The organism is Nocardioides speluncae (assembly GCF_003121585.1).
Lineage (GTDB): Bacteria > Actinomycetota > Actinomycetes > Propionibacteriales > Nocardioidaceae > Nocardioides > Nocardioides speluncae.
Genome location: NZ_QEOO01000001.1, coordinates 22,791 through 47,493 on the forward strand (window position 1 = coordinate 22,791; position 24,703 = coordinate 47,493).

Sequence of the window (24,703 nt, forward strand, 5' to 3'; positions counted from 1 at the left end):
CCAACGCTAGTCGGTCAGCCGAGGGAGTCGAGGACGACCGGGTCCTCGCAGGCCTTGGCGTACGCCGCGATCCGGGCCCGGATCTCGCGGCCGAGCAGCCACTGCCCGATCGGCTCTGCGACGTACCGGAGCCAGGACGGGCGGATGGAGTAGGTGTACTTCCACACCGCCTGGGTCCCGTCGATCCCGTCGCGGGTCTCCGGCTTGAACCGCCAGCCGCCGCCGAAGCTCGCGAAGAACCACGGCCCCTTGACCATCGTCATCCCGACGCTGGTCGGCGGCCGGTACGACGCGTACTGGCTGATCATCTTCGGCCCGACCCGCGCCTTGGTCAGGGTCTGCACGCCCTTGCCGGGCACGTCGGCGTCGATGAGGTGCTGGTGCCGGATGAACGGGTCCCAGCGGAGCCGGATCTTTCCGGTGGTCTGGGACACCGCGAACGCGATGTCGGGAGCGACGGGCACCCACGTCTCTGCGGTCACCTGCGGCACGACTCGAAGCCTACGTGGCCACAGGTCGAGATTGGCATGATCCGGACAGCCGATAGCGATACGGGAGACGCCCGACTAACGGCACAATGGGCCCCGTGCCCAAGCCCTCCGCCGACCGACGGAACGCGAACCGCAAACGGGTCGGCGACTTCTCGGCCCCCTCTCTGACCGGCGACGACGTCGACCTCGCGACGTACGACGGCCAGGTCCTGCTCGTGGTCAACACCGCCTCCAGGTGTGCGTTCACGCCGCAGTACGACGGGCTGCAGTCACTCCACGACCGCTTCGCCGCCCAGGGGTTCAGCGTGCTCGGCTTCCCGTGCGACCAGTTCCTGCACCAGGAGCCGGGCGACGAGCAGCAGATCGGCGAGTTCTGCCGCGGCCAGTACGGCGTCACCTTCCCGATGTTCGCGAAGGTCGACGTCAACGGTCCGAACGCCCACCCCCTCTGGCTGTGGCTGCGCACCTTCCGCGACGGGTTCTTCGGCAACAAGGTCAAGTGGAACTTCACCAAGTTCCTGGTCGGCCGCGACGGCGAGGTGATCCGCCGCTACTCGCCCTTCACCAAGCCCGAGCGGATCGCGGGCGACATCGAGGCGGCCCTCACGGTCGCTGAGCGGTGACCTGTGCACAAGCTTCTTTGCGCTGTCGGTCGCGTATGGGATGGTGTTAACGCGTAGAGGGGAGCGCGGAGATGAAGACCACGACCGCCAGAGCCGAGACAATTTCGGCAGTCGAAGGGCGCACGCTGCTCGCTGAGGCAGCCCGCCGCTGGCTGAACATGTCGCGCGAGGAGTTCATCGCAGCCTGGGACTCCGGTCAGTTCGTCGACGACGAGCGACTTGGTGTGCAGCAGGTGGCCATGCTTCTTCCCTTTGGCCGGGCGTAAGCCGAGTGAGGCGGTCCAGAACTTCCTGGAGCCGCTTCAACTCGCTGCGAGCTGTGTCACCGACTCGATCTTGCGCCCCTCCGAGAACGGCTATCGCGGCAGGACGGGTCACGCCCTGATCTTGAACAAGGGCCAGCCCGTCCAGTTGGCCGGGCCGGACAAGCTCCAGCTTTCCGCACAGCTTCAGCCCTGATCCACCGATGGCCGCGTGCTGCGCGCCACCATGCGGGCGCGCTGGCTGCGTTGGCGAAGACTCGACGGGCCTCCGGCCCGCCTTCGCTCCGCCGCCTTGCCATCACACCCGCCTGATGACGCTCGCGACGGCGCCCATCGGTGGCTCAGGGCTCAGTACGACGTAGTCCGTCTCGACGACCCGGCTCCCGACGCCGAAGGACCCTGGAAGGTCGTGACCAGGGCGTACCGGTACCACCTGATCACCGCCGATCTGTGCGAGGTCGTTCTTTGGCACTGGCACCCTGGTGGATCAAGCACCTACGCCGACCCGCACATGCACCTCGGGCAGACGCAACTCAAGCGAGATGCGGTGGCTCAGCGCGCCAAACACCATCCGACCGGGCGGATCGCGTTCGAGCAGGTTCTCCTCCAGCTTCTCGGTGAGTACGGCGTGCGGCCCCGCCGCGACGACTGGGAGCGACAGCTCAACGACACTCTCGGACGGTTCGCCCGGTGGCGGACCTGGTAGTGACTTGCCCGTAGCGCCCGGCGGCGGGAGGGTTGGCGCATGGCCGCCACCCTCTCGTCGTACTCCATCACCATGCGCCTGTACTGCGCGCCCGACCACGGGGTGGTCGGGACGGTCGCGACCCACATCGCGCAGTCCGGCGGCATCGTCACCGCGATCGACGTCGCGGAGTCGAGCCACGAGCGGCTGGTCCTCGACGTCACCTGCAGCGCGAGCGACTCCGACCACGCCAACCAGGTCGTCGCCGGCGTCGAGGAGATCGACGGGGTCGAGGTGCACAAGGTCTCCGACCGCACCTTCCTGCTGCACATCGGCGGCAAGATCGAGGTCCACTCCAAGGTGCCGCTGAAGAACCGCGACGACCTCTCGATGGCCTACACCCCGGGCGTCGGCCGGGTGAGCATGGCGCTGGCCGAGAACCCCGACGACGTCCACCGGCTGACCGTCAAGGGCAACTCGGTCGCGGTGGTGACCGACGGCAGCGCGGTGCTCGGGCTCGGCAACATCGGTCCGGGGGCGGCGCTGCCGGTGATGGAGGGCAAGGCGGCTCTGTTCAAGCGGTTCGCCAACATCGACGCCTGGCCGATCTGCCTGGCCAGCCAGGACGTCGACGAGATCGTGAAGGCGGTCGAGATGATCGCGCCCGGCTTCGGCGGCATCAACCTGGAGGACATCGCCGCGCCGCGCTGCTTCGAGGTCGAGGCCCGGTTGCGGGCCAAGCTCGACATCCCGGTCTTCCACGACGACCAGCACGGTACGGCGATCGTCGTGCTCGCCGCCCTCACCAACGCGCTGCGCTGCGTGAAGAAGGACCTCGCCGACATCAGGATCGCGGTCGCCGGCGGCGGCGCCGCGGGGTCGGCGATCGTGTCGCTGCTGCTGGCCGGTGGTGCCCGCGACGTCATCGTCTGGGACCGGGAGGGCTGCCTGTCGGCCGATGACAAGACCCTGCCGCCGGCCAAGGCTGAGCTGGCCAGCCGGACCAACCCGCGCCAGGTCCGCGGCGACCTGCTGGCCGCGCTGACCGGCGCCGACGTGTTCATCGGGGTGAGCGGGCCGGGCGTGCTCAAGCCGGAGTGGATCGACGAGATGGCCGACAACCCGGTCGTGTTCGCGCTGGCCAACCCGGACCCGGAGGTGGACCCGGCCGAGGCCGGCAAGCGGGCGGCCGTGGTGGCCAGCGGGCGGTCGGACTACCCGAACCAGATCAACAACGTGCTGGCGTTCCCCGGCGTCTTCCGCGGCCTGCTCGACGCTCGCGCCAAGGAGATCACCACCGACATGCTGCTGCGCGCCGCGCGGGCGATCGCCGGCGTGGTCACCGACGACGAGCTCAACCCCAGCTTCATCATCCCGAGCGTGTTCCACCCCGACGTACCGAAGGCGGTCGCCGCCGCGATCCGCGGCAAGGCCCACGACTCAGCCGCGGCCGCTCCCCGCTAGCTCCTCGGGGCTCACCACGGGCGCCTCCTGAAGGGCGGTGACCGCCTCGTCGAGGAGCTCGGGGTCGACCTCGGTCACCAGGGCGCCGATGCGCAGCAGCGTGTCGCCGCGCACGACGGCCGCATCGCTCATCTCCTCGAACGTGTAGCGCATCACCCCGTCGGCGTACTCGCAGTGGCCCGCCGGGTCGACCTCGAGTACGACGCACAGGTTGCCCTTCGGTGCCGGTGCCAGCGACGTGCTCCAGGCGTAGCTGCCGTCCTCGGTGTAGTTGATCTCCACCCGGCCGTCGCGCACCTTCAGCTTGTCGGGCACGGCGTCGCGAAGGCGGATCTCGTAGAGGGTCAGGCCGGTCGCCTCGAGCTCCGCCGTCAAGTCAGGCTTCGCCGGAGGGTCTTCGTCATCGTCACGGACCGCGCGCCATCCGGCGTACGCAGCCACGCCCAGGACGACCAGCACTACTGCCCCGATGACCGCCTGCCGAGAGTTAAGAGCCACCACGCCAGCAAACCAGTAGCTGGTCACCTCCAGCGACATAGGAGGCGCGAGCCGGCCTGATCTCGGTGCTGACGCCGTGCTCGGCCAGCGCGGCGAGCAGATCGTCGAAGCGCGGGTGTGGTGCGCCGGCGGTATCCACGAGCGGGAAGATCCGCACCTCGTGGGCGGTCACCCGAACCAGCTCGAGTATGCCGGCGAGGTGGTCGTCGAAGCTGAGGTACTCGGGGTAGGAGAAGAGCAGATGGCTGGAGAGCGCGAGCCGGAACTGCCCGTCGGTGAACGGCAGCGATGGCAGCAGGGCCGGCACGTACCGCTCGCCGTCGGGCTCGAAATCGGTGAAGAAGAGCTCGGCCGCCGTCTGCCAGTAGCGGTCGACCACGCCCGGCCCGCCGAGGTAGCTCCAGTCGAAGTTGTCCGGGTTCGCGGCCGCCCACGCCATCAGGGTCTTCAGGTCCGCCGCCGACCGCTCGGCCAGCTCGGCCCGCGGCACGTCGTACGACGGATCGACGCTGACCACGGTCCCGCCTCGCCTCCGGACCTGGGCGCCGAACGGCGACGTACCGCCCGGGCAGTCCAGGATCGGACCGGCCGTCAGGTCGTCGTCGGTGAGCAAGAACATGTCGCGGTAGTCGGCCAGCGGCCGGGGAGTGATCACCAGCTCCCCGACCCGCTCGCGCTTCGGCTGCGCCATCGTGCCTCCCGAGTCAGGATCCCTTAGTCCGCGCCTTCCAGGTCGAGCAGCTTCTCCCGCGGCACCTCCGGCGCGGTCCGGAGTGCGTCGCGGGCGTCGGTGACGCTGAGCAGCTTGGTGTCGACGCGGTCGGCGTACAGCAGCGTATTGCCCCGGACCACGGCGACGTCCCGGTACCGACCGTAGCGCCGTACCGTCACCCCGCCCTCGCTCCAGCACTCTCCGCCGGGCAGGTCGTCGCTGCCGATCCGGGCGTCGCAGAGGTCACCGGCAGGCTTCGGCACCAGCGTCACCACCGGCGGCGCTGGCTTGCCTGTCTTGGTCTCGGTGGTCAGCACCAGCCCGTTGCGGTAGCCGGAGACCGCGGTCGGGGTGTGCCCGCGAAAGCTCGGGAGGTACGTCGTCACCTCGGCCCGGGCGACCGCCTCGACCTCCGGGTCGTGCGCCCGCGTGTCCTGCCACCGGCCCGTGACGAAGACGGCGGTCGCCAGCGCCAGCGCGGTGGCGCCGCGCAGGTCCCAGGCGCGGATCGGCGGCCCGTCGATGCGACCGGCGAGGGAGCCGGCCACCGTGCCGCCGATGAGCGCGGCGATCAGAGTCACGCCCCATGGCGTCGCCGGCGTCGCGAACGGGTCCAGGTCGGGGTGCTCCGTGAACCAGGCCGACCGCGCGGCGTACCGGACCAGCGTCGCCGCCACCGTCCCGCCGACCGCGTGCGCCACCGCCCGCGGCACCTTCACCAGCCGGAGAGCCAGCCAGGCCAGCACCGGAACCACGACCCAGGCGTAGCCCGCTGCCACCCACTGCTCGCGCACGCAGGCTCCCGCGCTGCCGCACGGGTCGGTGGCGTCGCGCTGCAGGACCATCAGCGGCACGGCCAGCACCGCGAACACGGCCAGGCACCGGATCAGGCGGTCGCCGAGAAGCATGTCCCGATCGTGGCCTATCGGGCGCGGCTTCGGGTAGCGAATCCATGGCAACCGGGGCTCCTAGACTGTCGCGCATGGCCGCGAACGAGACCCGGATGTTGCTGCTGGGTGCGGTGGCGATGTTCCAACCGGTCAACGGCTACCAGATCCGGCGCGAGCTGAGCTCGTGGCGGGTCGACGAGTGGGCCAACCTCAAGCCGGGATCGATCTACCACGGCCTGACCAGGCTCGCCGAGCAGGAGTTCCTGCTCCGGCACGACGTCGTCGACGGCACCCGGCCGGTCGCGGTCTACGAGATCACCGGCGCCGGCCGCGAGGAGCTGGACCGGCTGCTGGTCGGCGCTTTGGAGGAGTACGTCGCCCAGGGCAACGTCGGCTTCTCGGTCGCCTTCGGGATGCTGCCGCTGCTCTCGCGGGACCAGGTGCTGGCCAGCCTGACCCGGCGCCGGGTCAGCATCGAGCGGGCGGTCGCCGAGCTGGCCGCGGGTGCCGAGGCGAAGGACCAGGCGCCGCCGCACGCCCGCCGCGGCCTGCTGCTGTGGATGGACCTCGCGGTCGCCGAGCTCGGCTGGCTGCGTGAGGTGATCGAGGACGTCAAGGCGGGCCGGCTGCGGTTCCAGATGGGCGAGGACTGGGGCTGGACGCCCGCCGCCGCCGACCCTGGGTTGCAGATGAATCTCGACCGCGAGAAATACCGCGCGCTTCTGGGCAGGTAGGTGCGACGCTGGCCGCATGGCCACCGACTTGACTGTCTCGGAGCATCTCGACGGCCTCAGAGAAGCGCTCCTCGCCTTCGTCCGGTACGCCGATCGCGCAGGCTCCACCGCCACCGTCCCGACCTGCCCGGACTGGACCGTCCACCAGCTGATCGCCCACCAGGGCATGGTGCACCGCTGGGCGCGGGCGACGCTGCTCGGCGAGGAGGTGGACCCCGACGCGATCGAGCGGGACGGACTGGCCGCGTCCGACCCGATCGACTGGCTGCGCGCCGGCGCCGCCGAGCTGATCAAGACGCTGGTCGACACTCCCGACGACGCCGGGGCGCTGGTCTTCCTCAACGACGCGCCGCCGGCCCGGGCGTTCTGGTGCCGGCGACAGTGCCACGAGACCACGATCCACGCAGTGGACGCGCTGTCCGCGGCGCTCGGCCGCTACCCGAGTGCTGCCGACACCTGGATCACCCGCGAGGTCGCGCTGGACGGGATCGACGAGCTGCTCGCCGGCTTCCTGACCCGGCGCAAGTCGCGGGTGCGCAGCGAGGAGCCGATGAGCGTCGCCGTACTCCCGACCGACGCGAGCCACTCCTGGCTGGTCGAGATCAGCGACCAGCCGCCGGTGACCACGCGGCGCGACCACCAGGAGCGGGCCGAGGTCAACCTGGTCGGCCCGGCCGTCTCGCTCTACCTGGCCCTGTGGAACCGGTCCAACGGCGCCGACCTCGATGAGAGCGGTGACCTGCTCGACCGCTGGCGCAGCCTCGCCACCATCACCTGGTCCTGACGGCGGCCGCACATCGCGATGAGTTAGCGGCCGCCCGCCGGTCAGCATCGAATGAGCGCGGTAGGCCGGCTTGACGCGCCGTACTCAATCTTGAACACTGGGCTATGTTCAAACTTGAACATAAGGAGATCCAATGATCCACGCACGGGGACTCGTGCAGACCTTCCACACCGGGCAGGGCAAGAAGAAGCAGGCGGTGCACGCCGTCAATGGCGTCGACATCGACGTTGAGGAGGGCGAGGTCGTCGGCTTCCTCGGGCCCAACGGCGCCGGCAAGACCACCACCCTCCGGATGCTGACCACGCTGCTCAAGCCGACCGCGGGCACCGCCACGGTCGCCGGGTACGACGTGGTCAAGGAGTCCGAGCAGGTACGCCGCAGCATCGGCTACGTCTCCCAGGTCGGCTCCACCTTCTCCGGTGCGTACGCCGGGGACGAGGTCGTCGACCACGGCATGCTCTACGGGATGTCGCGGTCGCTCGCCGTCAAGCGCGGCGAGGCGCTCTTCGAGCAGCTCGACCTCGACGGACTCTGGCGGCGTATGCCCAAGAACATGTCCGGCGGCCAGAAGCGCCGCCTCGACATCGTGATGGGCCTGATCCACGAGCCGACCCTGGTCTTCCTCGACGAGCCGACCACCGGCCTCGACCCACAGGCCCGGGCCAACCTCTGGGACCACATCGAGGGGCTGCGCTCGCGGCGCGGTGCCACCGTCTTCCTCACCACCCACTACCTCGACGAGGCGGACGCGCTCGCCGACCGGATCGTGATCATCGACAAGGGCACGATCGTCGCCAGCGACACCTCCGACAACCTCAAGGCCAACGTCTCCGGTGACCTGGTCGACCTCGAGGTCGCCGACCCCGAGCTGGTCGCGCTGGCCGCCGAGAAGCTCGGCGGCATCGCCGACAAGGTCACCGTCACCGACCGCCACGTCAGCGGCCGCGTGCAGCGGGCCGGCAAGGTGATCCCCGGCCTGATGCGCGACCTGGAGTCCGGCGGCATCTCGCTGGACGCGATCGAGGTGCACCGGCCCACCCTCGACGACGTCTTCCTGAGCCTGACCGGCCGGTCGCTACGCGACGCGGAGGATGCGGCGGAGGCCGGCACCGATCAACCAGACAGCGGCGACAGCGCGCCCGAGGGCGCCGTACTCGAAGGAGCGAAGCGGTGAGTGTGACCTTCTGGCGCGAGTGCTGGATCGTCTTCCGGCGGCAGATCCGGATGAACCTGCGCAACCCCGCGTGGGTGCTGATCGGCGTGATGCAGCCGGTCCTCTACCTGGTGCTGTTCGGGCCGCTGCTGAAACCGATCGTGGAGTCGTTCCCGGGTGCGCCGGACAACGAGTTCACGTTCCTGGTCCCCGGCCTGCTGGTGCAGCTCGGCATGTTCGGCGCGTTCTTCGCAGGCTTCGGTCTGATCGCCGAGTGGCGCGAAGGCGTGATCGAGGCGGAACGGGTGACGCCTGCCAGCCGCACCGCCCTGCTCGTCGGCCGGCTGATGCGCGACCTCGCCCAGCTGCTCGTGCAGGCGCTGATCCTGGTCGGCCTCGGCTACTGGATGGGGATGCGCGGCTCGGTCGGCGGCATCGTCTTCGGGATCTCGCTGACCCTATTGATCGGCGGTGCCTGCGCCGCGGCGTCCAATGCGCTCGCGCTCACCACCAAGAGCGAGGACGTGATGGCGCCGGTGATCAACATGGTGATGATGCCGGTGCTGCTGCTGAGCGGGATCATGCTGCCGATGACGCTGGGCCCGGACTGGCTGAAGCGCGCCAGCGACTTCATGCCGTTCCGCTGGATCGTGGACGCGGTCCGCGACGGCTTCGTCGGCGACCTCGGCACCAGCCACTTGGCCTGGGGCACCGGCTGGGCGCTGGCCCTGTTCGTCGTCGCCGTCTGGTGGGGTACGGCGGTCTTCCGCAAGGAGAACGCCTGATTGCCGGCGGGGTTTGCGTCATACGAGCCGTGACCTATAGCTGCCGCCTCGTATGACGTCCGGCGGGACGTCATACGAGGCGTGACCAATTGCTCCCGGTTCGTATGACGTCCCCGCCGACCTCAGTCGACCCAGGCGAGGCGGTGGAGGCGGAACTCGACGGTGGCGCCGCTGCGCAGCTCGGCGAAGATCTCGAGGGTGTCGGCGGTGCGTACGTCGCCGATGCTCAGCGGGCGGAAGTAGTGGCCCTTGAGGCCCGGCCGGAGGACGAACGTCGGCCGCGGCTTCTTGGGCTTCTCCTGCAGATCCCACTTCCACCGGGCGACGCGGGCGCCGGCCTGGTGGAAGTCGGCGTAGAAGGTGACCGCTCCGCTGACCTCGACCAGCTCCAGCTCGAACCGGACGCCGACGACACCATCCCCATCGGGGCAGGCGAACGCGACGCCGCCGTACCGCCCGGACTCGTCGTCCAGGCCGTCCGGCGGCAGCGCCTCCAGGCGTACGGCGAGGGCCCAGCCGTCGGCCGGCTCCTCGGCGTACTCCTCGCCGAGCGGTGGCGCGTCGACCAGCTCGGTGGTCACTGACGCGAGCCGTTTGTTCCATCGCGACGCCTGCGGCTCGATCTTGCGGATGTCGACGTTGGTGACCCGGGTGGGCCGGTCCGCGGGCGCGACCGGGCGCACGTCCGGAGCGCCGCGGGAGACCGCCTGCGCGGCCCGCGCCGACGGGCCGCCTCCGCGGGAGCAGAGGATCAGCACCCACTGGTTGGCGACCGGCTCGACGTGGTGCACGGTCAGCCCGGCGCGCTCCATCAGCTGCTGCAGCCGGGCGACGCCGAAGATCGCGACGTGCTCCCATACCGTCTCGAGCCGGCCAAGAAGCGGCGTGGTCACCAGCAGCTCGGTGCTGTCGGGCAGCGACTCGGCGAGCACCTGCAGCGCCAGCTCGGGATCCGGGACGTGCTCGATCACCTCGCAGCAGACCAGCAGGTCGCTGCCCTCGACATCGGCACGAGTGAGGTCGTAGAGGTCGCCGACCCTGGCGGTCGCGCGGGCGGCGTACCCGTTGACCTCGAGGGTCTGCCGGGTGGCGGTCGCGTTCTCCTCGACGATGTCGAGCCCGAGGTACGACGCGGCGCCGGCCTCGCGCATGATCCGGGTCCCGAGGTAGCCGCGGCCGATGCCGACCTCCAGCACCCGGTCGCCTTCGAGCACGAAGTCGAGGGTGCGGCGGAAGCGGGACAGGTTGGTCGGCGTCTCGTACATCGCCCGGTCCCGCTCGGACACCAGATCACCGGTCCGCAGCGGCCGGTAGCCGGCCTCGCCTCGCTCGCGCTCTGTCCGCCAGCGGTCCGCGAAGTGCCGTTCGCCGGCGCCGGCGCCGAGCCGCTCGACGACATCGGTCAGCTCCCAGCCGGCTCTGACCAGGCCGTTCTCGACCGCGAGTGCGTCGGCTGCGGATGGTGTCCTCATGACTGCCTCCAGACGTTCAGCGGCCAATCATAAGTGATCCACTCTAGTTAGACGCCTTTGCTGTTCTCGAATTTAGGGTTGACGACAACGCTTTACAAATGGTTCCATCTTGTAAAGCGTGTGATGGAGGTCACCGATGTCTAGCGAACGTACGAACCAGGTCTCTGGGGGTGCAACCGGCACCTTGCCGGAGGGCTCGACGGAGCAGTGGAAGGACAACAAGCGCTACCTGTGGCTGATCGGCCTGGTGGTGCCGTCGCTGGCCTTCGTGGCCTTCGGCGCCTACGCCTTCACCGGGTGGGGGGTCTGGTTCTGGATCGGCCCGATCATCATCCTGGGCGTGGTGCCGGCGATCGACCTGTTCGCCGGGCTCGACCGCTCCAACCCGCCGGACGACGCGATCGAGGCGCTGGAGAAGGACAAGTACTACCGGTGGATCACCTACCTGTTCCTACCGATCCAGTACCTCGGGTTCGTGGCCGCGATGTGGGCGGTGACCGGCGCCAACCCGGCCGCCGAGCTGCTCGACGTACTCGGCCTGACTTCGTGGGTCGCCGACTGGGCCCCGGACCGGCTGACCGGTGACCTCGGCCTGAGCCTGGTCGACAAGATCGGCCTCGCGATCTCGATCGGCTGCATCGGTGGGATCGGCATCAACACCGCCCACGAGCTCGGCCACAAGCGCGAGGAGAACGAGCGCTGGCTGTCCAAGATCGCGCTCGCGCAGAGCTTCTACGGCCACTTCTACATCGAGCACAACCGCGGCCACCACGTCCGGGTGGCGACGCCCGAGGACCCGGCGAGCTCCCGGATCGGCGAGAACTTCTACCAGTTCTGGCCGCGGACCGTGGGGGGCTCGCTGAAGAGCGCCTGGCGGATCGAGAAGAAGCGGTACGCACGGAAGAACCAGCACCCGTTCCGGCTCGGCAACGACGTCCTCAACGCCTGGCTGATGTCGGCGGCGCTCTGGGCCGTGATGATCGCCTGGCTCGGCGTCGAGATCCTGCCCTACCTGGTGGTCCAGGCCATCGTCGGTTTCTCGCTGCTCGAGGTCGTCAACTACATGGAGCACTACGGGATGCTGCGGCAGAAGGTCGGCGTACCCGGCAAGGAGCGGTACGAGCGGGTCGCTCCGTCGCACTCGTGGAACTCCAACAACATCGCGACCAACGTGCTGCTCTACCACCTGCAGCGGCATAGCGATCACCACGCCAACCCGACCCGTCGCTACCAGACCCTGCGCGACTTCGAGGAGTCGCCGGTGCTGCCGACCGGGTACGCCGGCATGATCGTGCTCGCCAGCGTCCCGTTCGTGTGGCGCCGGGTGATGGACAAGCGGGTGCTCGCCCACTTCGACGGCGACCTCTCGCTCGCGAACATCAGCCCCCGCAAGCGCGACAAGATCCTCGCCAAGTACCCCCCGCCGAGCGCGCACCACGAGTCGCTGGTGCCGGACACGGCGCACGTCTTCACCTCCGAGGTGCTGGCCGCGCGCTGCCCGGGCTGCGGTTACACGTACGACGTGAACGCCGGCGACGAGCACGAGGGCTTCGCTGCCGGTACGGCGTGGGCCGACATCCCAGACAGCTGGTGCTGCCCGGACTGCGGAGTCCGGGAGAAGGTCGACTTCGTGCCCGTCGACGTGGCACGAGCGTGATCGTGGTGGGGGCGCGGGCAAAACCCTCCTTCTTCCTGCCTGCGCCCCCGCCTCGGCTGAGTGAGGAGGGCTGATGGGCCTCTCTACACTCGCTGGCATGACCCAGGCTGCCTCGACTCGCGAACGGATCATCGTGGCTGCGTCCGCGCTGACCACGGAGGAGGGCTGGGCGGCGGTGACCATGGCGCGGCTGGCCGACCGGGTCGGCGTCAGCCGGCAGACCGTCTACAACGAGGTCGGGTCGAAGCCGGCGCTGGCCGAGGCGATGGTGCTGACCGAGCTGTCCCGGTTCCTCGACGTGGTCGACCAGGCGTTCACCGCCAACCCCGGCAACCTGCTGGAGTCGATCCGGGCGGCGGCGCGCGGCGTGCTCGAGATGGCGCCGCAGAACCCGCTTCTGCGAGCGGTGGTGGCCGGCAGCCACGGCGCGGACGTCGAGCTGCTGCCGCTGCTGACCACCCACGCCGAGCCGCTGCTGACCACGGCGAAGGAAGTGCTGAAGGCCGAGGTCGCGCCGTACCAGCTGCCGTTCGACGAGTTCCAGCTCGACGCTGTGGTCGACCAGCTGGTGCGCGTCGTACTCAGCCACGTCATGCAGCCGAGCGACACCCCGGCCAACACGGCCGACCGGATCGTCTGGATCGCCGAGCGGGTGCTCAGGGACTAGGCAGTTAACCAACACAGCGTCAGGCACAGCAGCGCGGGAGCCCTCGGGTCCGGTCCATATCCGAATCTGTACGTACGAATCTGTACGTACAGATTCGGACACCGACGAGACCGCCGTCAGCCCGCGGCCGGCGAGTTACTCAGGTTGGCGGCTTCGTGAATCCCAGAGCGTCCATCAACTCGGTCTGTAACGCCGCAATCGCTGCGCGGTGATCAGCTTTCGTCATCGCGTGATCTCGAGGTAGGTCGTCTACCCCGAGTCCAAGAGATTCCGCCTTGATGTACTGCTCCCATGACAGTGGCGTACGACGCCCGACGCGCTCCTCACACCGGCGCTGCATCGTCGGCCTGATCGATTCAGGCTGGGCCGCGTCGAATCCGTCAAGAAAGGCCACGGTCAAGTCGAAGCTGATCCGACCAGTCCACATGCCGATGCGCGGCAGAACAGTCCGGCAGACCCACTCCCAGTCGCGGGCGTCAGGGTCGAGGCTCGAAGCCACGGGCGTCAGCCTCCATTCTGCCTGTGTTGGCCGGTCGCGCCGGGCGGGAGCAGCGGCCCGCAGTCCCAGTGCTGGAAGATCAGCCGGGTCTCCACCCTGGCCACCTCCGGCTGGGACGTGAAGGCGTCGAGGACCAGCCGCTGCAGGTCGGCGGTGTCGGCGACCGCGACCTGTACCAGGTAGTCGTCCGGCCCGGTCAGGTGGAACAGCGCGCGGGACTCGGGCAGCGCCCGGACCCGCTCGACGAACGGCCCGATCAGGTCCCGGCGGTGCGGCCGCACCTGCACCGAGAGCAGGGCCTGGAGCCCCCGGCCGACCTTCGCCGGGTCGATCCGGAGCTGGTAGCCCAGGATCACGCCGGCGCGGCGGAGCCGGGTGACCCGGTCCAGGCAGGTCGAGGGAGCCACGCCGACCGCGGCTGCCAGGTCCTTGTAGGTGGTCCGGCCGTCGTTCTGCAGGATGCGCAGAATGTCGAGGTCGACCGGATCAAGAGCGACGGACTCCACCATTTGCCGAACGTAGCACGGAGATCTGCCACTACTTCCCGGTAGATCGTCAGGGTGTGGCCATGATCGACACCGAAGCCGTGCACGCCGGTCGCGAGGGTCTCGCGGAGTCCGGCCGGCACGCCGTTCCCATCGACCTGTCCACGACCTACCCGTCGTACGACGTCGAGGCGGAGGCCGCTCGGATCGACGCCTTCGCCAGCGACGGCGGCCGGCTGAGCGGACCGCCGGTCTACGGCCGGCTCGACAACCCCACGACCTCTCGCTTCGAGGCTGGCCTGGCTGCGCTGGAGCGGACCGCCGACGCGGTTGCCTTCGCGAGCGGGATGGCCGCGCTGAGCGCCGTACTGCTGGTCATCGCGTCCCAGGGCCGCCGCCACGTCGTCGCCGTCCGGCCGCTCTACGGCTGCAGCGACCACCTGCTCGAGTCCGGCCTGCTCGGCACCGAGGTCACCTGGACCGACCCAGCGGGCGTGGCGGCCGCGATCCGGCCCGACACCGGGCTGGTCATGGTCGAGACGCCGGCCAACCCGACCCTCGCCGAGACCGACATCGCGGCGCTGGCGCGGTCCTGTGGGACGGTGCCGCTGCTGGTCGACAACACCTTCGCCACCCCGGTCCTCCAGCGGCCCGCCGAGTACGGCGCCCGGCTCGTGCTGCACAGCGCGACCAAGTACCTCGGCGGCCACGGCGACGTGATGGGCGGGGTGGTGGCCTGCGACGACGAGTTCGCGGCGGCGCTGCGGCAGATCCGGTTCGCCACCGGCGGCGTGCTCCACCCCCTGGCCGGCTACCTGCTGCTGCGCGGCCTGGCCACGCTGCCGGTGCGGGTCCGGGCGGCCTCGGCCACGGCCGCCGAGCTGGCCGGCCGGCTGGCCGCCGACCCACGTGTGCTCCGGGTCCACTACCCGCGGATCGGTGGCGCGATGGTCGCCTTCGAGGTGGCCGGCGACCCGCGCGAGGTGGTGGCCGGGGTCCGGCTGGTCACGCCGGCGGTCAGCCTCGGCAGCGTCGACACACTGATCCAGCACCCGGCCTCGATCAGCCACCGGATCGTCGCCGAGGGCGACCGGCACTCCGCCGGGATCAGCGACCGGCTGCTGCGGCTGTCGGTCGGCCTCGAGCATCTCGACGACCTGTGGGCCGACCTCGACCAGGCCCTCAGCGAGTCCCGCTCACCAGCCTTGGCGGCCCTCTAACCTGGACGGCATGACCGAGGCCGCCGCAGGAGAGATTCGCTACTCCTCGCGCGTCGGGTACGCCGTGGTCGGCGCGGCCACGCTCGGCTCCGGGCTCACGCTGCTGGACGGCACCGTGGTCAATGTCGCGCTGCGGACGATCGGCGACGACCTCGACGCCGGGATGGCCGAGCTGCAGTGGATCAACAACGGCTACCTGCTGACGATGGCCAGCCTGATCCTGCTCGGCGGCTCGCTGGGCGACCGGTTCGGGCGGCGGTTCATCTTCGTCGTCGGGACGGTCTGGTTCGCGCTCGCCTCGCTGCTGTGCGGGCTGGCGCCCAACGCCGAGCTGCTGATCGTGGCCCGGCTGCTGCAGGGCATCGGCGCGGCGCTGCTCACGCCGGGCAGCCTGGCCATGATCCAGGGCGCGTTCACCCCGCTCGACCGGGCCCGCGCGATCGGCGCGTGGAGCGGCCTGGGCGGGATCGCGGCGGCGCTAGGGCCGTTCCTCGGCGGAGTACTCATCGACTACGCGTCCTGGCGTTGGATCTTCCTGATCAACCTGCCGTTGGCAGCAGCGACCGTGCTGGTCACGCTGCGTGCGGTCCCGGAGACCCGCGACCCGGAGTTCTCGAAGTCGTTCGACGTCGCCGGCGCGTTCCTGGCGGCCGCGGCGCTCGGCGGCACGACGTACGCGCTGATCGAGTGGGGTCAGCGCGGCGCGCTCGCCGCGGGCATCGCCGGCGTGGTCGCCGGTGTCGCGTTCGTGGTGGTCGAGGCGCGCAGCCCGCACCCGATGATGCCGCTCGAGCTGTTCCGCACCCGGCTGTTCTCGGCGGCCAACGCGATGACGCTGCTGGTGTACGCCGCCCTCGGCGCGGTCTTCTTCTTCCTGGTCCTGCAGCTGCAGACCGTCGCCGGGTACGGCGCGCTGGCCGCCGGAGTGGCCACGCTGCCGGTCACGATCGCGATGCTGTTCCTCGCCGCGCGGTTCGGCGCGCTCGGCAGCCGGATCGGGCCGAGGATCCCGATGACCGCCGGGCCATTGCTGATGGCTGTCGGTCTGCTGATGATGCTCGCGATCGACTCGACCACCAGCTACTGGCGCGACGTACTGCCCGGGCTGAGCGTCTTCGGCATCGGTCTGGCGATGATGGTCGCGCCGCTGACCGCCACCGTGCTCGCCGCCGCCCCGGACCGCCACGCCGGCGTCGCCAGCGGCATCAACAACGCCGTCGCCCGGACCGGCTCCCTGCTCGCCGTGGCCGCTCTGCCGCTCGCGGTCGGCCTGTCCGGCACCGACTACGAGGACCCGGTGGCCTTCGACGACGGCTTCCGGCTCGCGACGATCATCTGCGCCGGCCTGCTCGCCGCCGGCGGCCTGGTCTCCTGGCTGACGATCCGCAACCCGGGACCCGTGGCCGTGGTCACTGCCCCGGCGCCCGAGCGGCAATAGATGTCGAGGTCCGAGGGCTCGCGCACCGAGCGCCGCTCTTCACGCACGCTGGCTGCGTTGCCGACGCTCGACGGGCCGCCGGCCCGCCTTCGCGCCGGCGCCTTGCCAGCGCACGCGCTGAGCGACGCTCGCCCGCGCGACCCCTCGGACCTCGCCATCTAACACGTACCCTTCTCGGGGGAGGATCAACGAGGGATGAAGACGTCACGCACGCATGCCGTCGCCGGGGGACTGCTGTCGCTCGCGGTGCTGGTCGCGGGCTGCAGCAGCGCGGCGCCGGAGGGCGAGCCGGGTGTCGACAAGACGGCGAGTGAGGGCTCGCCGTCCGGGTCGAGCACGCCGACCGTCCCGGTCGCCGACCCCGAGCATGCCGTAGACCCGCCGCCGAAGTTCAAGGGCGTCGCGGCGCCGGCCGACATGCTCGTCTACGACCAGCACCCGCTCAGCGACGACCTGGTCAACCGGATCAAGAAGGCCGAGGGCGTGGAGTCGGTCGTGCGGATCTCGCTCGCGCAGGCCTCGATCCAGAACGAGCTGATCATGGTCGCGGCGATCGACCCCGCGACGTACCGCAACTTCACCCCGTCCAACGCCGCCAAGCTGCAGGAGATCTGGGACCGGGTCGCCGGCGGCGAGGTCGCGATCCTGCCGGAGCTGAAGTCCAAGCTCGAGGACGACGAGGGCTACGTCCGGCTCGGCAACGACGCCGACGCCCCGCGCGTGCACGTCGGTGCCTACTCTCCGCAGGCCGAGCAGATCGACGCGGTCGTCAACGAGAAGTGGGGCGAGGAGCTCGGCATGCGGCTGGGCAACGCGCTGCTGATCACGACCGGCATCCACTCGCCGGCCGCGGTGCGCAAGCCGGTGGAGAAGATCGTCGGCAAGCGGGCGTCGGTGCAGAACCTCGACGTGGTGGCCCGGCTCGGTCTCGACATCGACGCCGTACAGACCGCGTTCCTGACCGGTGGCTCGGTCGCGGCCGCGGTCGGCACCTTCAGCTACCGCGTGCTGGCCGGCGGCAGGATCGCGCCGGACCCGGCCTGGGTGAACGAGAACATCCGCAGCGAGGTGGTCCCGATCCTCGGCAGCGTGACCTGCCACAAGGTGATCTTCCCGCAGCTGCGGGCGGCGCTGAGCGAGATCCAGGGGCAGGGAATGGCGTCCAAGATCCACCCCGACGAGTACGCCGGCTGCTACTACCCGCGCTTCATCGCCAACACCAACAAGCTCTCCCTGCATGCCTTCGGAATCGCGCTCGACCTCAACGTCCCCGGCAACCAGCGCGGCACCGTCGGCGAGATCGACCGTAAGGTGGTGGCGATCTTCGAGAAGTGGGGCTTCACGTGGGGCGGCCGCTGGTCCTGGACCGACCCGATGCACTTCGAGATGAACGCCATCGTCGACCCGCGCTGACCGCCGCAACGAGTCGTGGGCCTGAGCGCACGCTCAGACCCACGACCGTTTGTTGTAGCGACTGGCGGCTAGCGAATGCGGAGCGTCCGCGTCGCCTTGAAGTAGCCGCTCTTGATGCCGACTGCCTTGCCTCGCCGAGCAGACATCTTCGGGAAGCTGATCTTGCAGTACCCGGTCGCCTTCGTCCGGCACTTCTTGCCGAAGGCCTTCACGAGCACGCCCGCCACCGGCTTCCCGGCGTCGGTGGCACGGAACTTCACGACCTGCGCCTTCCCGGCCCGCCAGCGAACGGGGCTGGCGGACAGGGACAGCCCGGGCACCAGCTGCTGGTGGTAGAAGCCGGTGCCGGTGTTGACCACGAGCTCACCGCGGCTGTAGCTGCTGCCGAGGTAGACGCCGTAGATGAAGCCGCCGCTGCCGCGCGGGGCAGGCAGCACCCGGGTGTAGCTGGTGCGCAGGCCCCTCGCCGCGGTACGGGTGGCGTAGACCTTGTCGTCCTTCTCCCAGGCAACCCACATGCGCCCGCCGGAAGCGGCAGCCAGCGAGATGTTCGTGCTGGCGTTGGCCGACCCCGGAACCTTCGACACCGTCGAGGTGCCGAGCTTCCACATCCCGATGTAGGAGCAGGACGGGTAGCCGACGCAGTAGGCGAGGTAGACGCCGCCGGTCGTACGCCGGACCATCGCGACCGGGCCGCCGGGCTCGAGCGAGGAGGGCTTGCCGGCGAAGGTGACCGTTGACTTGGGCGCCTTGATGGTCGGGCCGACGGTCGGCTCGATCTGCTTGACGAAGATGCCCTGCTTCGAGGCCGCGCTGCCGTTGGCGTACCACGCGGCGTACACCTTGCTGCCGTCGCGGATCAGCGTCGTGTGATAGATGCTGCCGCTGCCGACGTTGTGCCGCTCGTCGGTGCCGACGGTGTCCCCGGGAAGGGTGCCGGTGTGCCAGGTCAGGTCTCCGTTGAGCGCGTACGCCGCCACCGGGGTGCCGGACGAGGTCGTCACCGCGCCGGTGCCGTAGCTGCCATAGGCGGTGTTCGACTGGCCGAGCCGCTCGTGCGGCAGGGTCCAGGTACCGGTCCCGTCCGAGGTGGCGGTGTACATCTGACCCTTCGAGTAGTACTCGTCGGTGTCGTCGGTGCGCTGCCCGCCGAACGCGAGCCGGACGCCGCCGCCCGACATCGCCATCGCCGCGGGGTCGTCGATCGCCTCCCAGTTGTTCAGGGCGGTCCGGCTCTTGATGCGCGTTCCGTTCTTGCCGACCTCGTTCTCGCGGATGTCGTACAGGTCGCCGGACTCCTGCACGTGCAGGATGTGCAGGATGCCGTCGGTGTCCCGGTAGAACGTGGGCGCCGAGAAGTTGTTGATCCCGGCCGTGTTGAGCTTGGTCCAGGTGCCGGCCGGGCCGCGCTTGGCGGCCTCCGGGCCGGACGGGCTCGGCGCTGCCGTGCCCTGCGCCGACGCGCCGGCGAGGAGCAGGCCGGGAGCGAGCGCGATGGTTGCTAACAGAGTGAGCGGCCTTATGGGCAGCCTCATCCCAATACCTCCGAGTGTGGTGGGTCGTCCCAGCTTTGTGACCTGGGACTTTCGAATGCCTAAGGAGTCTGTGCAGACCGTGCGCAATACAGGTAACTGGGGACCGCCCCAGTGCTGGGTACTTGAGATACCCACTTGCGAGCGCCGACCCCAGCCTCGGCGGGCGCTTTACGCGGGGCGGAGGCGGGCTCGGGCAGCGGCGGCACCCGTCGCGGGCAGCCGACGCCTGCCCGCTCGGGCAGGTCGACCCTGCCCAGGTGGCCACAATTTGCTGCGCCGGGTGAGCCTCGTCTCGGAGCCCGCTACGCCGCTGCCAGGAGGGTTAGTCTCCGATTCATGCGCGCAGCCCAGGTAGTCACCCCGTCAGGTCCGTCCGCCATCGAGGTGCGAGAGGTGGACGAGCCCGCACCCCAGCCGCACGAGGTGCTGATCGACGTACACGCCGTCGGCGTCAGCTTCCCGGACCTGCTCCTGAGCAAGGGCGAGTACCAGCTCAAGCCCGAGCCGCCGTTCACGCTCGGCGTCGACTTCGCGGGGACGGTGGTGAGCGGGCCGGACGGCTTCGAGCCCGGCCAGCGGGTGGTCGGCGTGCTGCCGTACGGCGGCGGCGCCGAGCGGGTCGCGGTGCCGGCCGACTTCGTGTTCCCGCTGCCCGACAGCCTGTCGTACGACGAGGGTGCGGCGCTGCCGATGAACTACCTGACCGCGCACTTCGCGCTGGTCGAGCGTGGCGGCATCCGGGAGGGCGAGACGGTGCTCGTGCACGGCGCCGCCGGCGGTGTCGGCACCGCGACCATCCAGGTCGCCAAGGGGTACGGCGCGAAGAGCATCGCCGTGGTCAGCAGCGACGAGAAGGCCGAGGTGGCGAAGGCGGCCGGCGCCGACGAGGTCGTGCGGGTCGACGGCTTCAAGGACGCGGTCAAGGAGCTGACCGGCGGCCAGGGCGTCGACCTCGTGATGGATGTCGTCGGCGGACCCGTGTTCACCGACAGCCTGCGCGTGCTCGCGCCGCAGGGCCGGCTGCTGGTGGTCGGCTTCGCCAGCGGCGAGGGCATTCCCGAGGTCAAGGTCAACCGGCTGCTGCTCAACAACGTCGACGTCCGCGGCGTCGGCTGGGGCGCCTACGCGATGATCCGGCAAGGCTACATGCAGGAGCAGTGGGCCGAGCTGCTGCCGCTGATGGAGAACGGCACCATCAAGCCGTCCATCGGGGCGACGTACGCCTTCGACGAGTTCGGCCAGGCCCTCGCCGACCTGGACGCCCGCAAGGCGATGGGCAAGCTTGTGGTGAGGCTGCGCTAGGCCCGCTCCCTGCGCCAGGATCGCGGCCCGACGGACGCCGCCGCGGCGACAGCCCCACTGACGACGCCGATCACGACCGCGGCCACGACCGGGATGCCGGCTCGACCCGATGGGTCAGCCTCTCCCGGGATCGGCCACCACAGGTTCTGGGCGGTGGCGTAGCCACCGCTGACCAGCAGCGTCGCCAGCACCGTGATCAGCCACGGCCGGAACACGCCGAGCAGCCAGAGCACGAGCGTCCCGACGACCAGGACCAGCGCCGCCATCGCCTGCCAGCCGGCGTACCCAGCCTCGAAGCAGTCGGGTTCGTCGCCGCCCACACAGGTCTGCGAGCGGGTCCACAAGCCAGTGATCGGCAGCGCGAGTCCGACGACAACGGCGGCGGCACCGACCGACGAGGCCAGTCCGCGACGGGGCAGGGGCGCGCATCCGCCAGATTCTGTCAGGACGTGTTGCCTGGTCAGGTAACCCGCAGCGGCCGGGTGGCCGGGTGGTAGCCGGACTTGGTGGCCTTCGCGGTCATCCGCCGGGGGTTCATCTGCGGGAACCGGATGGTGCAGCGGCCGGTGCTGTTCGTCGTACACCGGCGGTCGCCGACCTTGATGAGGGCACCCGACACCGCGTCGCCGGCGTCGTTGACTCGGAAGGTGACCACGCGGGAGCGGTCGCCGTTCCACCGGCCCGGGGTCGCCGACAGGCGCAGGCCGGGCTTGACCTGCTGGTGGTAGACGCCGGAGAAGGTGCTGACGAAGCCGTCGAGCAGGCTCCGTGAGCCGTTGGCCGCGTGGCCGGTCCAGCAGCACGGCACGCCGTTGGTCTTAATCGTGCGCGCTGGCCCGAACGCCGTCGCCGCCTTGTTGGTGCGGACCGCGACGAGGTTGTCCGAGCTGTGCCAGCTCAGCCAGAGCCGGCCGCTCGGGCCGCGCGAGAGCGCCAGGTCGCCGACGTTGTACGCCGCGAGCGTCCGCGGCGTCGCGGTGCCGATCCGCCACAGCGCGATCCGCTTGCAGCCGGTGACCGGGTCCCGCTGGCCGTAGCAGTAGGCGAGGTAGGCGCCGCCGTTCGCGCGGGCGGCCAGCGGGCTGGCGCTGATGTGCTCGTTGGAGCCGGGCGCCCGCTTCACCGGACCGGCGCTCGGCAGCAGCTGCTTGACGAAGTAGCCGCGCGTGGTCGCCGTACCGCCGTCCTCGTACCAGCTCAGCCAGACCTTGCTGCCGTCGCGGACCAGCTCCGCGTTCTGGGCCTGCACCTCGCGGTGGATGTGGTTGATCCCGCCCGGACCGAAGCCCGACCGCCACTTGATCCAGCCGCCGTCGTCGGGGCCGCCGATGGTGAAGTTCGACCAGGCGACGACCGGGGTGCCGCTGCTCAGCGTGGTCGCGGCGAGGTCGCCGGTCGGTACGTCGCCACCGCCGATCTGGTCGGTCTGCAGCACCCAGCTGGCGCCGGACGCCGGCGCAATGGCCGTGTACGTCGCCAGGTCGCCGTACGGCTCGGCGTCGTCGGTGACGCGGCGCCCCTGGAAGATCAGCCGGATGCCGCCGCCGGGGGCCGGGACCAGCTGCGGTGCGACGGTCAGCGTGTGCCAGTTGTTGAGCAGGGTGTTCTGCCGGATCACCCGGCCGGACGGGCTGATCGCGGTGTGGCCGTACGCCGAGCCGGAGCTGCTGCCCGGCTTGCGATAGACCAGGTGCACCACTCCGTCGGCGGTCCGGTACGTCGCGTGGTCGCCGTACGAGATCGCGGTGGTAGCCGAGACCCGGGACCAGGTGCCAGGTGGGCCGGCACTCACCGGCTGCGCCAGCCCGATGGCCAGCCCGATGGCCAGCACCGCGGCGAGGACGACTGCGAGCGTGCGTAGAAACTTCACGCCTGTATCCAAGGGGACCGGCCGGGCGCTCCGTGGCGGTTTCACCGAATATTTGCCGACCGGCGGCCACCCGGTGCCGGTTAGGCTTGCGCGCGTGACGATTCTCGATGACGCCCGGGAGGGCATGGATCCCGCCATCCGTCCGCAGGACGACCTGTTCGGCTACGTCAACGGCACCTGGCTGGAGACGGTCGAGATCCCGAGCGACAGGTCGAGCTGGGGCCCGTTCATCCAGCTGGTCGACACCGCGGAGGAGCAGGTCAAGGAGATCATCCTCGACCTCGCCGCCCAGGTGGCCGACGGCGCCGAGGGCCTGACCGCTGACGCCCGCAAGATCGGCGACCTCTACGCCTCGTTCATGGACGAGGAGGCGATCGCCAAGAAGGGCCTCCGTCCGATCCAGCGGCTGCTGACCGGCGCGTCCGAGCTGGCGACGACCGCCGACCTGGCGGCGTTCCTGGGCGAGTTCGAGCGGATCGGCGGCGGCGGCCTCTTCTCGTCGTACGTCAACACCGACGACCGCAACTCCGACCGCTACCTGTTCCACATCGGCCAGGGCGGCCTCGGCCTGCCCGACGAGTCCTACTACCGCGAGGACAAGTTCGCCGAGGTCCGGGAGAAGTACGTCGCATACCTGACCGAGCTGTTCACGCTTGCGGGCCGGGAGGACGGCGCAGAGGCCGCGCAGACGGTGCTGCGGATCGAGACCCGGCTGGCTGCGGGCCACTGGGAGCGGGCCGAGACCCGCGACGTGATCAAGACCTACAACCTGACCCCTGCGGAGGAACTGCGCGCGGCGCTGCCGAACTTCGACTGGGCCGTCTATGCAGCCGCCCTCGGCGGCTCCGAGGAGACGCTGGCCGAGTCCTGCGTCCGGCAGCCGTCGTACCTCACCCACCTGGCGACGGTGCTGGACGAGGTGCCGGTCGAGGACTGGCGTGTCTGGCTGGTGGCCAAGGTGCTGCGTGCCAGCGCGGCGTACCTCACCGACGACTTCGTCGAGCTCAACTTCGACTTCTACGGCCGGACCCTCAACGGCACCCCGGAGCTGCGTGCCCGGTGGAAGCGGGGAGTGTCGTTCGTGGAGGGCGCGATCGGCGAGGCGGTCGGCAAGGAGTACGTCGCCCGCCACTTCCCGCCGACCTCCAAGGCGCTGATGGACGAGCTGGTCGCGAACCTGATCGAGGCCTACCGGCAGTCGATCACCGACCTGGACTGGATGAGCGAGGAGACCAAGCAGCGGGCGTTCGACAAGCTGGACCTGTTCCGGCCGAAGATCGGCTACCCCGACGAGTTCCGCGACTACTCCAAGCTCCAGGTGCGCGCCGACGACCTGCTCGGCAACGTCGCTGCCGCGTCGGCCTTCGAGACCGACCGGCAGCTGGCCAAGATCGGCTCGCCGGTCGACCGCGACGAGTGGTTCATGCTGCCGCAGACCGTCAACGCCTACTACAACCCCGGCACCAACGAGATCTGCTTCCCGGCCGGCATCCTGCAGAAGCCGTTCTTCGCGCCGGACGCCGACGCGGCCGAGAACTACGGCGGCATCGGCGCGGTGATCGGCCACGAGATCGGCCACGGCTTCGACGACCAGGGCGCCCAGTACGACGGCAAGGGCAACCTCCACGACTGGTGGACCGCCGACGACAAGCAGGCCTTCCAGGTGAAGTCGAAGGCGCTGATCGAGCAGTACGACGGCTTCGAGCCGCGCGCGCTGCCCGGCGAGCACGTCAACGGCTCGCTGACCGTCGGCGAGAACATCGGCGACCTCGGCGGCCTGACCATCGGCCACAAGGCGTACCTGATCTCGCTCGGCGACGAGGCGGCGCCGGAGGTGGAGGGCGCCACCGGCTCGCAGCGGCTGTTCATGAACTGGGCGTTCTGCTGGCGCACCAAGCGGCGCAAGGAGCAGGAGCAGCAGTTCCTGACCATCGACCCGCACAGCCCGCCGGAGTTCCGCGCCAACATCGTGCGCAACCTCGACGAGTTCCACGACGCCTTCGGCACCGCCTCGGGTGACGGCCTCTGGCTCGACCAGGCCGACCGGGTCCGGATCTGGTAGC

The 24,703-nt window shown here is 70.1% G+C and carries 25 protein-coding genes; 15 read left to right on the forward strand and 10 right to left on the reverse strand.

Annotated elements, in window-relative coordinates:
- Positions 1-14: 14 nt before the first annotated feature.
- A complete protein-coding gene (locus DDV73_RS00140) occupies positions 15-491 on the reverse strand; it encodes an SRPBCC family protein (RefSeq protein ID WP_109505223.1) in 477 nt (158 codons plus the stop codon).
- A gap of 95 nt (positions 492-586) precedes the next feature.
- Here DDV73_RS00140 and DDV73_RS00145 point away from each other — a divergent pair, with 95 nt between their 5' ends.
- The 4 genes from DDV73_RS00145 (at position 587) to DDV73_RS00165 (ending at position 3,526) form a co-directional block, all read left to right on the forward strand.
- The gene (locus tag DDV73_RS00145; protein ID WP_240617024.1) at positions 587-1,114 is read left to right on the forward strand and encodes a glutathione peroxidase; all 528 of its coding nucleotides are present in this window, start codon (positions 587-589) and stop codon (positions 1,112-1,114) included.
- A gap of 71 nt (positions 1,115-1,185) precedes the next feature.
- Positions 1,186-1,380, forward strand: coding sequence for a hypothetical protein (locus tag DDV73_RS00150; protein ID WP_109505225.1), 195 nt, complete (start codon positions 1,186-1,188; stop codon positions 1,378-1,380).
- Positions 1,381-1,786: 406 nt separating this feature from the next.
- On the forward strand, positions 1,787-2,083 hold the full coding sequence (locus tag DDV73_RS00160; RefSeq protein WP_109505227.1) for a hypothetical protein: 297 nt from the start codon (positions 1,787-1,789) through the stop codon (positions 2,081-2,083).
- Between the two features lie 39 nt (positions 2,084-2,122).
- Positions 2,123-3,526: an NAD-dependent malic enzyme gene (locus tag DDV73_RS00165; protein ID WP_109505228.1), complete on the forward strand. Its 1,404-nt coding sequence runs from the start codon at positions 2,123-2,125 to the stop codon at positions 3,524-3,526.
- On the opposite strand, the gene DDV73_RS00170 is transcribed toward DDV73_RS00165, so the two are convergent.
- From DDV73_RS00170 to DDV73_RS00180, 3 genes are read right to left on the reverse strand one after another with little or no spacing between them, the layout of a single operon-like run.
- Positions 3,503-4,024, reverse strand: a complete 522-nt coding sequence (locus DDV73_RS00170) for a hypothetical protein (RefSeq protein WP_154402541.1) — start codon at positions 4,022-4,024, stop codon at positions 3,503-3,505. The genes DDV73_RS00165 and DDV73_RS00170 overlap by 24 nt on opposite strands.
- Entirely contained in the window at positions 4,014-4,715 is a 702-nt protein-coding gene (locus DDV73_RS00175) for a hypothetical protein (protein WP_109505230.1), read from the reverse strand. Before DDV73_RS00175 ends, DDV73_RS00170 begins: the two co-directional genes overlap by 11 nt.
- A 23-nt stretch (positions 4,716-4,738) precedes the next feature.
- Positions 4,739-5,644 carry a hypothetical protein gene (locus DDV73_RS00180; protein WP_109505231.1) on the reverse strand — a complete coding sequence of 302 codons (906 nt, stop codon included), beginning with the start codon at positions 5,642-5,644 and terminating at the stop codon, positions 4,739-4,741.
- A gap of 74 nt (positions 5,645-5,718) precedes the next feature.
- On the opposite strand from DDV73_RS00180, the gene DDV73_RS00185 reads away from it, so the two are divergent.
- From DDV73_RS00185 to DDV73_RS00200, 4 genes are all read left to right on the forward strand, one after another.
- A complete protein-coding gene (locus DDV73_RS00185; protein ID WP_240617025.1) occupies positions 5,719-6,360 on the forward strand; it encodes a PadR family transcriptional regulator in 642 nt (213 codons plus the stop codon).
- Between the two features lie 16 nt (positions 6,361-6,376).
- Positions 6,377-7,144 (forward strand): maleylpyruvate isomerase family mycothiol-dependent enzyme, encoded by a 768-nt coding sequence (locus DDV73_RS00190; protein ID WP_109505232.1) that lies wholly within the window; start codon positions 6,377-6,379, stop codon positions 7,142-7,144.
- Positions 7,145-7,277: 133 nt separating this feature from the next.
- A complete protein-coding gene (locus DDV73_RS00195) occupies positions 7,278-8,318 on the forward strand; it encodes an ATP-binding cassette domain-containing protein (RefSeq protein WP_109505233.1) in 1,041 nt (346 codons plus the stop codon).
- Complete coding sequence (locus DDV73_RS00200; RefSeq protein WP_240617026.1) at positions 8,315-9,082, forward strand: ABC transporter permease; 768 nt, start codon at positions 8,315-8,317, stop codon at positions 9,080-9,082. Before DDV73_RS00195 ends, DDV73_RS00200 begins: the two co-directional genes overlap by 4 nt.
- Before the next feature lie 122 nt (positions 9,083-9,204).
- On the opposite strand, the gene DDV73_RS00205 is transcribed toward DDV73_RS00200, so the two are convergent.
- Complete coding sequence (locus tag DDV73_RS00205) at positions 9,205-10,554, reverse strand: class I SAM-dependent methyltransferase (protein ID WP_109505235.1); 1,350 nt, start codon at positions 10,552-10,554, stop codon at positions 9,205-9,207.
- 136 nt (positions 10,555-10,690) lie between these two features.
- On the opposite strand from DDV73_RS00205, the gene DDV73_RS29640 reads away from it, so the two are divergent.
- Complete coding sequence (locus DDV73_RS29640) at positions 10,691-12,211, forward strand: fatty acid desaturase (protein WP_109505236.1); 1,521 nt, start codon at positions 10,691-10,693, stop codon at positions 12,209-12,211.
- Between the two features lie 97 nt (positions 12,212-12,308).
- Positions 12,309-12,878 (forward strand): TetR/AcrR family transcriptional regulator, encoded by a 570-nt coding sequence (locus DDV73_RS00215; protein WP_109505237.1) that lies wholly within the window; start codon positions 12,309-12,311, stop codon positions 12,876-12,878.
- 139 nt (positions 12,879-13,017) lie between these two features.
- Here the strand turns inward: DDV73_RS00215 and DDV73_RS00220 are convergent, their stop codons facing one another.
- Both DDV73_RS00220 and DDV73_RS00225 read right to left on the reverse strand, forming a co-directional pair.
- Complete coding sequence (locus DDV73_RS00220) at positions 13,018-13,377, reverse strand: hypothetical protein (protein ID WP_109505238.1); 360 nt, start codon at positions 13,375-13,377, stop codon at positions 13,018-13,020.
- Positions 13,378-13,382: 5 nt separating this feature from the next.
- Positions 13,383-13,886: an Lrp/AsnC family transcriptional regulator gene (locus DDV73_RS00225; protein ID WP_109505239.1), complete on the reverse strand. Its 504-nt coding sequence runs from the start codon at positions 13,884-13,886 to the stop codon at positions 13,383-13,385.
- Between the two features lie 59 nt (positions 13,887-13,945).
- On the opposite strand from DDV73_RS00225, the gene DDV73_RS00230 reads away from it, so the two are divergent.
- The 3 genes from DDV73_RS00230 to DDV73_RS00240 all read left to right on the forward strand — a co-directional run bounded on the left by DDV73_RS00230 (position 13,946) and on the right by DDV73_RS00240 (position 17,933).
- Complete coding sequence (locus DDV73_RS00230; RefSeq protein WP_109505444.1) at positions 13,946-15,082, forward strand: trans-sulfuration enzyme family protein; 1,137 nt, start codon at positions 13,946-13,948, stop codon at positions 15,080-15,082.
- 10 nt (positions 15,083-15,092) lie between these two features.
- On the forward strand, positions 15,093-16,520 hold the full coding sequence (locus tag DDV73_RS00235) for an MFS transporter (RefSeq protein WP_109505240.1): 1,428 nt from the start codon (positions 15,093-15,095) through the stop codon (positions 16,518-16,520).
- A 195-nt stretch (positions 16,521-16,715) separates the two neighbouring features.
- A complete protein-coding gene (locus tag DDV73_RS00240) occupies positions 16,716-17,933 on the forward strand; it encodes a M15 family metallopeptidase (RefSeq protein WP_109505241.1) in 1,218 nt (405 codons plus the stop codon).
- Between the two features lie 68 nt (positions 17,934-18,001).
- Here DDV73_RS00240 and DDV73_RS00245 read toward each other — a convergent pair whose 3' ends face one another.
- Positions 18,002-19,468 carry a hypothetical protein gene (locus DDV73_RS00245; protein ID WP_109505242.1) on the reverse strand — a complete coding sequence of 489 codons (1,467 nt, stop codon included), beginning with the start codon at positions 19,466-19,468 and terminating at the stop codon, positions 18,002-18,004.
- A 336-nt stretch (positions 19,469-19,804) separates the two neighbouring features.
- Here DDV73_RS00245 and DDV73_RS00250 point away from each other — a divergent pair, with 336 nt between their 5' ends.
- A complete protein-coding gene (locus DDV73_RS00250; RefSeq protein ID WP_109505243.1) occupies positions 19,805-20,770 on the forward strand; it encodes an NADPH:quinone oxidoreductase family protein in 966 nt (321 codons plus the stop codon).
- Here the strand turns inward: DDV73_RS00250 and DDV73_RS00255 are convergent.
- Together DDV73_RS00255 and DDV73_RS00260 are read right to left on the reverse strand one after the other, a co-directional pair.
- Complete coding sequence (locus DDV73_RS00255; protein ID WP_154402542.1) at positions 20,767-21,114, reverse strand: hypothetical protein; 348 nt, start codon at positions 21,112-21,114, stop codon at positions 20,767-20,769. The two genes, DDV73_RS00250 and DDV73_RS00255, sit on opposite strands and share 4 nt — an antisense overlap.
- Before the next feature lie 116 nt (positions 21,115-21,230).
- Positions 21,231-22,640 (reverse strand): hypothetical protein, encoded by a 1,410-nt coding sequence (locus tag DDV73_RS00260; protein WP_109505245.1) that lies wholly within the window; start codon positions 22,638-22,640, stop codon positions 21,231-21,233.
- A gap of 94 nt (positions 22,641-22,734) precedes the next feature.
- Here DDV73_RS00260 and DDV73_RS00265 point away from each other — a divergent pair, with 94 nt between their 5' ends.
- Positions 22,735-24,702 carry a M13 family metallopeptidase gene (locus tag DDV73_RS00265; protein ID WP_109505246.1) on the forward strand — a complete coding sequence of 656 codons (1,968 nt, stop codon included), beginning with the start codon at positions 22,735-22,737 and terminating at the stop codon, positions 24,700-24,702.
- Position 24,703 lies beyond the last annotated feature (1 nt).

Coding starts and splice junctions, on each gene's coding strand:
- DDV73_RS00190 (WP_109505232.1), top strand. CDS start 6,377: ATGGCCACCGACTTGACTGTCTCGGAGCATCTCGACGGCCTCAGAGAA.
- DDV73_RS00215 (WP_109505237.1), top strand. CDS start 12,309: ATGACCCAGGCTGCCTCGACTCGCGAACGGATCATCGTGGCTGCGTCC.
- DDV73_RS00235 (WP_109505240.1), top strand. CDS start 15,093: ATGACCGAGGCCGCCGCAGGAGAGATTCGCTACTCCTCGCGCGTCGGG.
- DDV73_RS00180 (WP_109505231.1), bottom strand. CDS start 5,644: ATGCTTCTCGGCGACCGCCTGATCCGGTGCCTGGCCGTGTTCGCGGTG.
- DDV73_RS00230 (WP_109505444.1), top strand. CDS start 13,946: ATGATCGACACCGAAGCCGTGCACGCCGGTCGCGAGGGTCTCGCGGAG.
- DDV73_RS00150 (WP_109505225.1), top strand. CDS start 1,186: ATGAAGACCACGACCGCCAGAGCCGAGACAATTTCGGCAGTCGAAGGG.
- DDV73_RS00245 (WP_109505242.1), bottom strand. CDS start 19,468: ATGAGGCTGCCCATAAGGCCGCTCACTCTGTTAGCAACCATCGCGCTC.
- DDV73_RS00225 (WP_109505239.1), bottom strand. CDS start 13,886: ATGGTGGAGTCCGTCGCTCTTGATCCGGTCGACCTCGACATTCTGCGC.
- DDV73_RS00240 (WP_109505241.1), top strand. CDS start 16,716: ATGAAGACGTCACGCACGCATGCCGTCGCCGGGGGACTGCTGTCGCTC.
- DDV73_RS00250 (WP_109505243.1), top strand. CDS start 19,805: ATGCGCGCAGCCCAGGTAGTCACCCCGTCAGGTCCGTCCGCCATCGAG.
- DDV73_RS00195 (WP_109505233.1), top strand. CDS start 7,278: ATGATCCACGCACGGGGACTCGTGCAGACCTTCCACACCGGGCAGGGC.
- DDV73_RS00185 (WP_240617025.1), top strand. CDS start 5,719: ATGGCCGCGAACGAGACCCGGATGTTGCTGCTGGGTGCGGTGGCGATG.
- DDV73_RS00175 (WP_109505230.1), bottom strand. CDS start 4,715: ATGGCGCAGCCGAAGCGCGAGCGGGTCGGGGAGCTGGTGATCACTCCC.
- DDV73_RS29640 (WP_109505236.1), top strand. CDS start 10,691: ATGTCTAGCGAACGTACGAACCAGGTCTCTGGGGGTGCAACCGGCACC.
- DDV73_RS00205 (WP_109505235.1), bottom strand. CDS start 10,554: ATGAGGACACCATCCGCAGCCGACGCACTCGCGGTCGAGAACGGCCTG.
- DDV73_RS00165 (WP_109505228.1), top strand. CDS start 2,123: ATGGCCGCCACCCTCTCGTCGTACTCCATCACCATGCGCCTGTACTGC.